Here is an 11,713-nt window from a genome sequence, read left to right as displayed (position 1 = left end):
TCTCGTATTTCATTAGTACGCGCGAGCAAACACAACGGAATGCGCTGCTTTCTCTCCGCACACCAAGCAAGTTGATTTCTCCTCAGCAGGCTCAAAAGGAATATTCCGGCTCGTTGCGCCCGTTTCTTCCTTCACCTGACTCTCGCATGCATCCGAGCCGCACCAGCCCGCAAGTGCAAAGCCGCGCTGCTCTTCAAACAACGATTTCATTTCATCCAACGTTTCAACCGAGTACGAATGATCGACACGGAACTGTTTCGCTCGCTCCAGCATATCATTATGAATCTCAGTCAGCATACTATCAATTTCTTCCTTCAAATTGCTTTGCTGTACGATGCGTTTCTCCCCTGTAATCCGGGATACGAGAACAACTTGTCCCTTCTCCATATCACGAGGTCCAAGCTCAAGACGGATCGGTACACCGCGCATTTCGTACTCGTTGAACTTCCAGCCTGGGCTAACGTCGCTGCGGTCATCCACTTTGACGCGAATGCCGGCTTTCTTCAGCTCAGCGAACAGCTCGTCCACACGGCCGACGACTTGCTCGCGCGTCTTCGGAGGTCCGATTGGAATCATGATCACTTGTGTCGGTGCAACCTTCGGAGGAAGTACAAGACCGCGGTCGTCACCGTGCACCATAATCATGGCGCCCATCAGACGAGTCGATACGCCCCATGATGTGGTATGGCAGAATTGAAGCGTATTCTCGCGGTCCAAATATTTGATATCGAACGCGACAGCAAATTTAGTGCCGAGATAATGGGAAGTCCCCGCTTGAACTGCGCGGCCGTCCTTCATCATCGCTTCAATCGAATACGTATCCACTGCACCTGCAAAACGTTCAGAAGGCGTTTTCTGACCCATAATAACCGGAATCGCCAAGTAGTTTTCGCAGAAATCGCGGTAAATCTCGAGCATCTTATTCGTTTCTTCACGCGCTTCCGTCTCATTCTCATGAGCGGTATGGCCTTCCTGCCACAGGAACTCCGTCGTGCGGAGGAAAGGCAGTGTACGCTTCTCCCAGCGCACAACGTTCGCCCACTGGTTAATCAGCACCGGCAAATCGCGGTACGATTGAATCCACTTCGCATACATATGACCGATAATCGTCTCCGACGTCGGGCGAATCGCCAGACGCTCTTCCAGCTTCTCGCCGCCCGCCTCAGTTACCCACGGCAGCTCCGGATTGAAGCCTTCCACGTGCTCCTTCTCTTTCATGAAGAAGCTCTCTGGAATAAACATCGGGAAGTATGCATTGCGATGACCGGTTTCCTTGAATCTGCGGTCCAGCTCATCACGCATATGCTCCCAAATTTCAAACCCTTCCGGGCGGAAAACGATACAGCCGCGCACTGGGGAATAATCCATCAGTTCCGCTTTCTTAATGACATCGATGTACCAGCGAGAAAAATCTTCGCTCTGCGGCGTGATTTCTGCTGAAACGAACTGCTTATCTTTCGACATGACCGACTCAGTGCTCCCCTCTAACCAATCGCAAAATATCATTATAAGTTACCGCCAGCATGAGCAGCATCAGCATAGCAAAGCCGATGAAGTGCACCATGCTCTCCCGGTTCGGATCAATGGGACGTCCGCGAACCGCTTCCAGGCCGAGGAAGACGAGTCTGCTTCCATCCAGCGCCGGGATTGGCAGCAAATTGAATATACCTAAGTACAAGCTGAGCACAGCTACCCATGAAACAAGCTGCGTCAAGCCTTGTGCGGCAATCTGGCTTGTAACCTGTGCAGTCCTCACTGGACCGCCAAGGTCTTCCATCTTGAAATCACCGAGCACGAGCTTCTTAAAGCCATCGAAGATCATGATCGTCATATTCTTCATCGCTTTGCCAGCGAACGTGAATGTTTCGGTGAACGTGACGGAGCGGGATGGTGCAGCTGCCGATATCCCGAGCTTCCCAACACCAGAAGCTTTATCAAGCTTCGGAGTGACTTTGATCGAATGCAGCTTACCGTCGCGAATGACGTTGAACGTTAACGGCACATCGACTGACTTGCCGATCATGTCAATCATCTTCGCGGAATCGCCGCCGATCTTAACGCCGTTGACGGAATCGATGACGTCACCGACTCGGATGTCCACCTTGGAGGCAGGCATTCCTTCTACAACGTCTCCAATAAGGAGTTTGTCCGGATTCTCCATCGGCACGCCGGCCATCTGGAAATAAACACCGAACAGCACGAACGCAAGTATAAAGTTCATCACAGGGCCTGCAACGATGGCCAGTGCACGCTGCCCGACCGTCTTGCTGCCGAACTGGCGATCCAGCGGCGCAACCTGCGTCTCTTTCCCTTTCGTAATCATCAGCGCTTGCGGATGTACCTTGTAAGACTCCGTTACGCCGTCTGCCGTAAGGGACAGCTTCATTTTGCGTTCAATATCGATTGCTTCCACTTCACCGCGCACCACATTGCTGCGATCATCAAGACGATCAAGGTAGATACGCGTTACAACGTCGTCTTTCAATCGTACTGCGACAGTTTGGCCGGGCTGGACCTCTACGAGCTCCGGATCTTCCCCTGCCATTCGTACGAAGCCACCCGCTGGAACGAGCCGCAGCGTGTAGCGCGTCTCGCCGCGCTTAATGGAGAACAGCTTCGGACCAAACCCGATTGCAAACTCTCTAACCAATATCCCGGCACGCTTCGCAAAATAAAAGTGACCCCATTCGTGGATGGTCACAATGACGAAGAAGACCATTACCGTCATAAAGACGACTTGTATCATATGCATCGTTATTCGAGCCTCCTGTTCGTAACGGCCTGTACTTAGATTATCATTATTCTCCCGTACGATTCAAGAGAACCCCAAGGGCTCAGATGTTTGAAGCAGCTGCACGCGCCCAAGCATCCACTTCTGCAATGGACTGCACGTCTGGAACGTCTATAGCTTGATGCTGCTCAAGTACTTTTGCGATGACGGTTTCAATTTCTAAGAACGTAATCGCGCCATCCAGGAAACGCGCAACTGCCGTCTCATTCGCTGCGTTGAATACCGTCGGAACAGACTGGCCTGCTCTGCCGCTCTCATAAGCGAAGCGCAAACAAGGATAGCGATCGAAGTCCATCTCGCGGAAATGAAGGGCAGACAGCTTCGCCAAATTAAGCGACTCTGTTGGTGTCGGCCTGCGCTCCGGATAGGTAAGCGCATATTGAATCGGCACACGCATGTCAGGCAGACCGATCTGTGCGATGATGCTGTGATCGACGAATTCAACATAGGAGTGAATGATGCTCTCCGGGTGGATAATGACATCGATCTGATCGTAGGACAGATCGAACAACCAATGCGCCTCGATAACCTCGAGTCCTTTATTCGCCATCGTCGCGGAATCGATCGTAATCTTCGCACCCATCGACCAGTTCGGATGGTTCAATGCCTCAGCTACAGTTACACCTTCCAGCTCTGCACGAGTACGATCGCGGAATGAACCGCCTGAAGCAGTCAGCGTAATACGTTTCACATCCGTACGTCTTTCACCGTTCAAGCATTGAAAGATTGCAGAGTGCTCACTGTCAATCGGCAGAATCGATACGCCTTTCTCAGCAGCTCTACGCATGACGATATGACCTGCTGTCACAAGCGTCTCTTTGTTCGCAAGACCGATATGCTTGCCGGCATCGATAGCTGCAAGCGTCGCTTCCAAGCCTCTGCTGCCGACGATCGCCGTAACGACCGTATCGGCATCCGTTGAAGCCGCCGTTTCAATCAAGCCTTCATTGCCATAGAGCACCTTCGTCCCCGGCGGGAGATGCAGCTTAGCTTCTTCAGCCAACTCACGCGTGGATAAACAGACGGTCTTCGGCTTGAACTGCTTCGCTTGCTCAATGACGAGCTCGAGATTGCTGCCTGCCGCAAGTCCTTCGACCTGATACCGCTCAGGCTCTCGGCTTAATATATCTAATGTTTGTGTACCAATCGAACCTGTGGAGCCAAGAATCGTAATTTTCTTCAACCTTCAAGCCTCCTGAGGATGTTCTACAGCGGCAATAATCCCGTCATAACGAGCAGCGGGAAAACAACGAGCCAGCTGTCGCAGCGATCCAGAACGCCGCCATGACCAGGCAGAATCGAGCCTGTATCCTTGATTCCGCGCACCCGTTTGTAAGCGGATTGAATCAGGTCGCCAAGCTGCCCTGCAACTGCCGCTACAAGTCCGATGAGCAGCGCACGTCCCACGCTAATGATGTCCGGATACGCCAATGCAAAAATGACCGCGATTGCCAGCGAAAGGACAACGCCGCCTATTGAGCCTTCAATCGTTTTGTTCGGGCTGATGGACGGCCAAAGCTTATTCTTGCCGAATGCGCGTCCCGTAAAATAAGCACCGATATCCGAAGCCCAGATCGCCCCGAACGCCATACATGTCGTTAGAAGTCCATGGTTGTCTGCATTTCGAACCTCGAACATCGCATGGAACCCATAACCGACATAGATCGCGCCGAGCAGCATTAGGGCTGCACCGTCAATCGTGATGACGTTCTTCGTCACAACAGTCACCGTCAACAATAAAAATAACAATAACCAAATCGTATGTATCGCTGCAGGACTATCAAGACCGAATTCATCCCAAGGGATGAACAGCACGAGTGTTCCTGCAAACCCAAGCAGCGATAACGGATGGCCCGCAGCTACTCCGTTCATGCGCCTGTATTCCACAAATCCGATAATAGCAAGCAAGAGGAGGAGTGCAAAATAAAACCATCCACCAAGTACGGTAAGCGCGATAAATGCTGCACCGCCAATGAGGCCTGTAATAATCCGTTGTTTCACTTTAGAAGACACTCTCCAGTTGGGCCAGTTATACCCCGCCGTAACGGCGAGCACGCTGTTGATATTCACGAACGGCTTCGTGAAAATGCGCTTCGGTAAACTCAGGCCAATAGACATCTGTAAACCACATTTCACTGTAAGCCAGCTGCCAGAGCATAAAGTTGCTCAGACGAAGCTCACCGCTCGTACGAATGAGCAGATCGGGGTCAGGCATACCAGCAGAGAGCAAATGAGCTTCCATGTGCGATTCATCGATATCGCTTGGATCCAGATTGCCTTCTGCCACATCCTGGCTGATGCTGCGCACTGCTTCAATCATTTCTTTGCGACTGCCGTAGTTTAGAGCGAAGTTCAGCACAAGTCCGGTATTATTCGCAGTACGTGCCACTGCTTCTTCCACCGCCTGCAGCGTGTGCGAAGGCAAATCGCCGCGATATCCCATCATACGTACTTGTACGTTGTTTTCCATCAAATCCTTCAGCTCAATCGACAGAAACTCTTGCGGCAGCTTCATTAAGAACTCTACTTCCGCTTTTGGACGCTTCCAGTTCTCTGTCGAGAACGCGTAAAGCGTCAAATACTTTACCCCAAGCCGATTTGCAGCCATCGTAATCCGTTTCACCGTCTTCATGCCGGAGTGATGCCCGGCCATCCGCGGCAGCCCGCGGCTCTTTGCCCATCTGCCATTGCCATCCATGATGATTGCAATATGCTGCGGGATGTTATCAGAATCAAGCATCTGCGACGGTTTCGCGGAGGCATTACCGAATAAAGCTTTCAATCGCTGCAACACATGTTCGTCCTCCCGCCGCTAATGTCGATTTATGCAGGCAGACCCCACCTATTGGAGGGGTCGGTTTATATGCATTAAACTTCCATGATATCTTTCTCTTTAGCGAACAGTACGCGTTCGACTTCAGCGATGAATTTATCTGTCGTCTTCTGGATGTCATCCTGATGACGGCGTGATTCATCTTCGGAGATCTCGCTTTTCTCCAGCTTCTTGATATCATCATTCGCATCACGGCGAATGTTGCGGATTGCGACTTTCGCTTCCTCGCCGAACTTCTTCGTCAGCTTCACAAGCTCAGCACGACGCTCTTCAGTCAGCATCGGAATTCCAAGCCGGATTGTTGAACCGTCATTCGACGGTGTCATACCAAGATCCGATTTCATGATCGCTTTCTCAATCGCGCCTAGCGAAGACTTATCCCAAGGTTGAATAAGAATCGTCCGGGTATCCGGTGTATTAATGTTCGCCAATTGATTAACTGGCGTCATTGCTCCATAGTATTCCACTTGAACACGATCCAGCAGCGCTGGAGTAGCGCGGCCAGCACGCAAAGTAGCGAGATCGCGTTTTAATGCGCCAATTGCTTTGTCCATGCGCTCTTCCGCATTTTTCTTGATTGACTGTGGCATTAGTTGGCACTCTCCTTCATCACAATTGTACCGATTTTCTCGCCCAGCACGACGCGCTTGATGTTGCCTTTCTCTGTAATGTTGAACACAACGAGCGGAATGTTGTTGTCCATACAGAGGGATGATGCAGTCGAATCCATAACGCCAAGGTTACGGTTCAGTACTTCCATATAAGTCAGCGTTTCGAACTTCTCTGCTGACGCATCTTTAAATGGATCTGCCGAGTATACGCCATCCACTTTATTTTTCGCCATTAGAATTACTTCAGCTTCGATTTCAGCTGCACGAAGCGCCGCAGTTGTATCTGTCGAGAAGAACGGGTTACCTGTGCCTGCAGCAAAGATAACGACACGGCCTTTCTCTAGATGGCGGATTGCCCGGCGGCGTATGTAAGGCTCAGCAATTTGCTGCATCGCGATCGATGTTTGAACGCGAGTCGGCACTTCGATTTGCTCCAGTGCGTCTTGCAGCGCCAAGGAATTCATTACAGTAGCTAGCATCCCCATGTAGTCGGCAGTTGCACGGTCGATCCCTTTCTCGGAACCTGCAATACCGCGCCAAATGTTGCCGCCACCGCATACGATTGCGACTTCAACATTCATTTCTACAACTTCTTTAACTTGCTCGGCGATCGACGAAATCATTGCGGAGTCGATACCAAATCCATTATTACCCGAAAGCGATTCACCGCTAACTTTCAATACTACACGTTTGTACACGGGACTTTGCAACGTGGTTTACCTCCATCTTGGACCGATCTTGTTTAAGGCCGCATACTTATAAAACTTCCCTATTATAGGAAATAGGCGGGGCGAACGCCCCGCCCCGCTTGTGCGTTCGGATTACAATTTAGCTTGCGCCATAACTTCTTGAACGAAGTTGTCTTCTTTTTTCTCAAGGCCTTCGCCAAGCTCGAAACGAGCGAAACGACGGATGGAGATGTTCTCACCAATTGTGCTGATTTTCTCTTTCAGCAGCGTATGGATTGTTTTGTCTGGATCTTTGATGAACGGTTGCTCAAGCAAGCAATATTCTTCGTAGTATTTGCTGATACGGCCTTCAACCATTTTTTCAACGATTTTCTCTGGTTTGCCTTCGTTCAGCGCTTGGGCTTTCAAAATTTCACGCTCTTTATCCAGCTCTTCTGCGGATACTTCTTCACGGCTAACAAACTTAGGGTTTGCAGCTGCGATTTGCATTGCGATATCGCGAGCGAACTCTTTGAACTGGTCTGTTTTACCAACGAAGTCAGTTTCGCAGTTGATCTCAACAAGAACGCCGATACGTCCGCCTGCGTGGATGTAGGACTCTACCGTACCTTCAGTAGCTGCGCGACCTGCTTTGTTTGCCGCTGCGGAAAGACCTTTTTCACGAAGCAAGTCGATTGCTTTCGCGATATCACCGTTTGTTTCGTCTAGCGCTTTTTTGCAATCGAGCATACCCGCGCCTGTTCTTTCACGCAATTCTTTAACTGCACTTGCACTAACTGCCATTGTGGAGACCTCCTGAAATATTAAAGGTTAAGTATTCTAAAAAAAGGGCGGTGAGAGGTGTTTGCACCGTCTGACCACCCTTTCGTTTTCTATGCTATCAGCTAATTAAGCAGTTGTTACTTCGCCTTGACGCGATTCAACAATTGCATCAGCCATTTTTGCAGTAAGCAATTTAACTGCACGGATTGCATCGTCGTTACCAGGGATAACGTAGTCGATTTCGTCCGGATCACAGTTAGTATCTACGATACCGACAATTGGGATACCAAGTTTGCGTGCTTCAGCAACCGCGATACGCTCTTTGCGCGGGTCGATGATGAACAATGCGCTTGGCAGGCCTCTCATGCCTTTGATACCGCCGAGGAACTTCTCAAGACGATCTTTCTCTTTACGGAGAATGATAACTTCTTTCTTAGGAAGAACTTCGAACGTGCCGTCCTCTTCCCACTTCTCAAGAGTTTTCAGACGATCAATACGCTTTTGGATAGTTTGGAAGTTAGTCAGCGTACCGCCAAGCCAACGTTGGTTGATGTAGAAGTTGCCGCAGCGCTCTGCTTCTTCTTTAACCGAATCCTGAGCTTGTTTCTTAGTACCTACGAAGAGAATTGTGCCGCCTTCTTCGCCGATCGAACGAACGAAGTTATAAGCCTCTTCTACTTTCTTAACTGTCTTCTGCAAGTCAATAATGTAAATCCCGTTACGTTCTGTGAAGATATAACGATCCATCTTAGGGTTCCAACGACGAGTTTGGTGACCGAAGTGTACCCCAGCTTCTAGAAGCTGTTTCATGGAAATTACCGCCATCTCTTCAACACCTCCTGTTAAATGGTTTTTAGTGGTTACCTCCGCCAATCGCATCTTTCGTCATCACTCAGGCATTTGCTCGAGCACCAATGGCGAAATTAATCGGCGTGTGTTTTTAACACCGTCAATTACTATATCACAACTCTATGCACGCATGCAACTGCGTTTGACAGATTTCGTGGCCAAGTTCCATTAAACTTAATTGCTGCCTGATTCGGCTTCCATTTCACGCTTTCCAACAGCAGGATCAAGCGGTTTGCTCGTCAAAATCGTACCTACTTGGTGCAGCGAAAGCTTGCCCTTGAAAGCAAAATAGCCTGCACGTATTTTCTTAGTACGCATCAGGTTAATAAACGCCTGCTTATTTTCGATCACGCCGTGCGACTTTAGAATAACTGCCGTATCCGAAAGGCTGGTGTTCGGCGGGACGCGAAGAACGATGCGCTTCGCCTCCGGCGCCTTAGCCGTTTCGGTAGAAGCGCTGGACTTGTTGCCTGCGTTCTTCGTCGGTACCTTGTCATCCTTCGTTTTGGAAACCTCAGCATCTTTCGCAGCGTTATCGTTCGTCTTAGCTGCTTCAGCTTGCTGCGCCTCTGTCTCTACACGCTTACGTTCGTCTGCTACCGCTTTATCCAGCTCCGCCTGCGTATACAGCTTCGCATCGCTGCTGATCTCGTCCGGCTCGCTCAGCGGATCGAGCCCCTCCACTTGCTTCTCGCCAATAAGCATTAGCTGCAGCAAAGCAGCGCCGATGATAATACCGACGCCGATGCCGAATAGAAATGTACGTTTACTCATGGCGCGCTGCCTCCTCCTGCTTGGAGAGCTGAAGAATAAGCTGCACTTCGCCTTTATTCAAACCGAGATTCTTCGCAATCGCATCGATGGATTTAGCATTCTGATACAATTCGAATAACTCGGCATAACGTTCGCGGATAGAAGGTGTCCGTTCGACACGCATCGGTGGTTCTACTACCTCTTCTGCTGCACTGCTCTCTACCCTGACTTGCTGTAAAGCTTGAGCTGCTGCAAGTGCCGCCTGATCCTTCACTTGTACGATTGCTGCTTCTAACTGCTTCGACTGCTCGCTGAGCAGCTTCTCCAGCTCTGCGCAACGCTGCTCCAACTGCCCGATGCGCTCATCACGCTTCGACGCTTGAACCTGCGCATCTTGGCTGGACTTCGTGACAAGCTGCATCATTTCCTTATTGTCAGCTTCCATGTTTTCCATAAACTGCTCTAGTGCAGTTTCCATGTTTCGAACCGTCTGTGATTGATCACCTTGCTGCTGCTTAACGCTTGACCTTCGTGGTAGAACAGCCGCACATACGACCGCAACTCCGCCGACCAGCATTATCGTTTGCCATGCTTCCATCGTTATCACCTGCTGATTTCGATATTTGCTTAGAGCGAAATATCAATATGTTTGCCTTTATACGGATGCTGCGATTCGTCGTGTCCTTGATCCGTTCCCGCTTCGTCCGCTTGCTGCTTCTTCCGCTTCCGCTCCGAAGGCGAGCGAGAATCGCGCTGACGATTGTTCTTAATCTGCGGCTCGCTGCTCTGCTCTACCCCAGTATTACGCGAACGCAGCAGCTCCGTCTGCTTAGCCGTATCGTGTTCAAGCCGGGCTTGATCCACGGTTGGACGGTGATTCAGCTGGTTCTGCTGCGTGCTGGTTTCCGGTGTGCGAGGAATGGACATCTGAAAGTCGATCGGTTTGTACGGCATTCTGATCGCCCCTTGCTTCAAGTAGGAAGCTTGTTAACGTGTTAGGCTTACCTGTATGGAATCATGTTGATATCGCCTTCAGAATACCGAAACGAAACACGCTCTGTCGCATCTTTAATGAAGCGCGTATATCTGCCAATAACAATCTTCGTGCCGCCGTAGATGACGTTCACAGCATCAACGCGGGCACGATCCGTGTCTTCCAGTGACTTCTCGATTTCGAGCACCGCTTCTTTGGCATTTCCAATCTCTTCAACCGCTACACGTTTCGTCGAGTTCAATTTGACACGAAGCGTCATCTTGTCCGGAGACAATTGGCCAGTCGCCGCAAGCTGGTCGAGCAACGTGAGCGCCTTCTCCGTCTTGTCCAGGTTCTCGTTGGTTTGCCTGATTTGTGCGCGCAGCTCGAGCAGCTGAGAACGAAGCTCTGGTCTTACGCCAACCTCGATTGTGGTCGCAGTCGACATCGTATTGCCGATAGTTCTTGCAACTACACGCTCACCTGCTTGAATGATACCACCGACGACGAGACCTTTCGCCCCACTGCAGATCACATTCTTGCCCGCCCGTACGTGGGAGTGCATGATGCTCTGCGATACGATAATATCTTCCCCAGCTGTTACATTGCTGTCTTGAATGAACGAGCTCTTCACATTCTTAATTGCGTTGATATGGCCTTTGTTACTTGCCAGAACACCGCCGGTAATTTCGATCGATCCTTCCGATTCAAGGATAGCCCCTTCAACGCCGCCGATGATGCGGATATCGCCCGATGCTTTAATACGGAAGCCGGTTAGAACATTACCGCGTACTACGACGGTGCCGACAAAATCAATATTGCCGATCTTGTAATCGACATCTCCGTTTACTTCATAGACCGGGAAGACGTTGATCTTGTTCTTGTCCGTCATCGTAATCAAACCGTCAATTGTAGAATAAAGCGCAGTTTGTTCCGGATTAAGGACAACATTCTTGCCCATCTTGAAGTACGCTTCCTTACCGTTTCTCGCTGTAAGAATGTCGCCAGTTACTGCTTTGCCGTCTGTACCAGGCGTTGCGCCGATCTTCTCTGCGATCAACTGGCCGCGCTTTACGTTCTTCAGCTGTGTAACTTCCTTGAAATCGATTTTGCCGCCTTCAAGCTCCACAGGACGATATTCACCTTCGGTCATATCGTATGAGAATTGGATATAGCCGTCATGCCCATTAACAGGCGGCAGACCTTGAGCAACTACAGTTTGACTGTAGAAAAAGGCACTTGGCTGCTGAACAAGTCGGTTCAACACTTCCCGCTGTAGGCCGAAATTAACACCATGACTCTTCAAAAACTCTTCAAGCTGCGAGAACGTGCAAGAGAATCGCTCGTCCTTGACATTAAATTGAAGCGTTGCTGTCAGCTTATCTTGCGATAGCTGAATAACAAGGTGTTGTTGGAGTATTTCAATAGTAGACAATCCTGCCCCCCCTTTAC

General features: G+C 50.2%; 13 protein-coding genes. All 13 read right to left on the bottom strand.

What is annotated here, in order from left to right; all coding sequences use genetic code 11:
- Nucleotides 1-12 precede the first annotated feature (12 nt).
- Nucleotides 13-1,464: a proline--tRNA ligase gene (gene proS / locus A8990_RS01190; protein WP_116187179.1), complete on the bottom strand. Its 1,452-nt coding sequence runs from the start codon at nt 1,462-1,464 to the stop codon at nt 13-15.
- Nucleotides 1,465-1,471: 7 nt separating this feature from the next.
- Entirely contained in the window at nt 1,472-2,752 is a 1,281-nt protein-coding gene (gene rseP / locus A8990_RS01185) for an RIP metalloprotease RseP (protein WP_116187178.1), read from the bottom strand.
- A gap of 82 nt (nt 2,753-2,834) precedes the next feature.
- Nucleotides 2,835-3,974: a 1-deoxy-D-xylulose-5-phosphate reductoisomerase gene (locus A8990_RS01180; protein WP_116187177.1), complete on the bottom strand. Its 1,140-nt coding sequence runs from the start codon at nt 3,972-3,974 to the stop codon at nt 2,835-2,837.
- Nucleotides 3,975-3,997: 23 nt separating this feature from the next.
- A complete protein-coding gene (locus tag A8990_RS01175; protein ID WP_116187176.1) occupies nt 3,998-4,792 on the bottom strand; it encodes a phosphatidate cytidylyltransferase in 795 nt (264 codons plus the stop codon).
- Nucleotides 4,793-4,820: 28 nt separating this feature from the next.
- Complete coding sequence (locus A8990_RS01170) at nt 4,821-5,531, bottom strand: undecaprenyl pyrophosphate synthase (RefSeq protein ID WP_245995809.1); 711 nt, start codon at nt 5,529-5,531, stop codon at nt 4,821-4,823.
- 128 nt (nt 5,532-5,659) lie between these two features.
- The gene (gene frr / locus A8990_RS01165; RefSeq protein ID WP_116187174.1) at nt 5,660-6,214 is read right to left on the bottom strand and encodes a ribosome recycling factor; all 555 of its coding nucleotides are present in this window, start codon (nt 6,212-6,214) and stop codon (nt 5,660-5,662) included.
- The gene (gene pyrH, locus A8990_RS01160; RefSeq protein WP_116187173.1) at nt 6,214-6,945 is read right to left on the bottom strand and encodes a UMP kinase; all 732 of its coding nucleotides are present in this window, start codon (nt 6,943-6,945) and stop codon (nt 6,214-6,216) included. Before pyrH ends, frr begins: the two co-directional genes overlap by 1 nt.
- Nucleotides 6,946-7,056: 111 nt before the next feature.
- Nucleotides 7,057-7,707, bottom strand: a complete 651-nt coding sequence (tsf, locus tag A8990_RS01155) for a translation elongation factor Ts (protein ID WP_116187172.1) — start codon at nt 7,705-7,707, stop codon at nt 7,057-7,059.
- Between the two features lie 105 nt (nt 7,708-7,812).
- The gene (rpsB, locus tag A8990_RS01150; protein ID WP_090976482.1) at nt 7,813-8,511 is read right to left on the bottom strand and encodes a 30S ribosomal protein S2; all 699 of its coding nucleotides are present in this window, start codon (nt 8,509-8,511) and stop codon (nt 7,813-7,815) included.
- Nucleotides 8,512-8,709: 198 nt separating this feature from the next.
- A complete protein-coding gene (locus A8990_RS01145) occupies nt 8,710-9,309 on the bottom strand; it encodes a hypothetical protein (RefSeq protein WP_116187171.1) in 600 nt (199 codons plus the stop codon).
- Entirely contained in the window at nt 9,302-9,886 is a 585-nt protein-coding gene (locus A8990_RS01140; protein ID WP_116187170.1) for a DUF6115 domain-containing protein, read from the bottom strand. The genes A8990_RS01145 and A8990_RS01140 overlap by 8 nt, the downstream gene beginning before the upstream one ends.
- Nucleotides 9,887-9,915: 29 nt before the next feature.
- Nucleotides 9,916-10,242, bottom strand: a complete 327-nt coding sequence (locus tag A8990_RS01135; RefSeq protein WP_116187169.1) for a hypothetical protein — start codon at nt 10,240-10,242, stop codon at nt 9,916-9,918.
- A 47-nt stretch (nt 10,243-10,289) separates the two neighbouring features.
- Entirely contained in the window at nt 10,290-11,696 is a 1,407-nt protein-coding gene (locus A8990_RS01130; protein WP_116187168.1) for a flagellar assembly protein A, read from the bottom strand.
- Nucleotides 11,697-11,713 lie beyond the last annotated feature (17 nt).

This window comes from Paenibacillus taihuensis (genome assembly GCF_003386535.1).
In the GTDB taxonomy this organism is placed as follows: domain Bacteria; phylum Bacillota; class Bacilli; order Paenibacillales; family Paenibacillaceae; genus Paenibacillus_Z; species Paenibacillus_Z taihuensis.
This window is presented reverse-complemented; position numbering and strand designations above follow the sequence as displayed.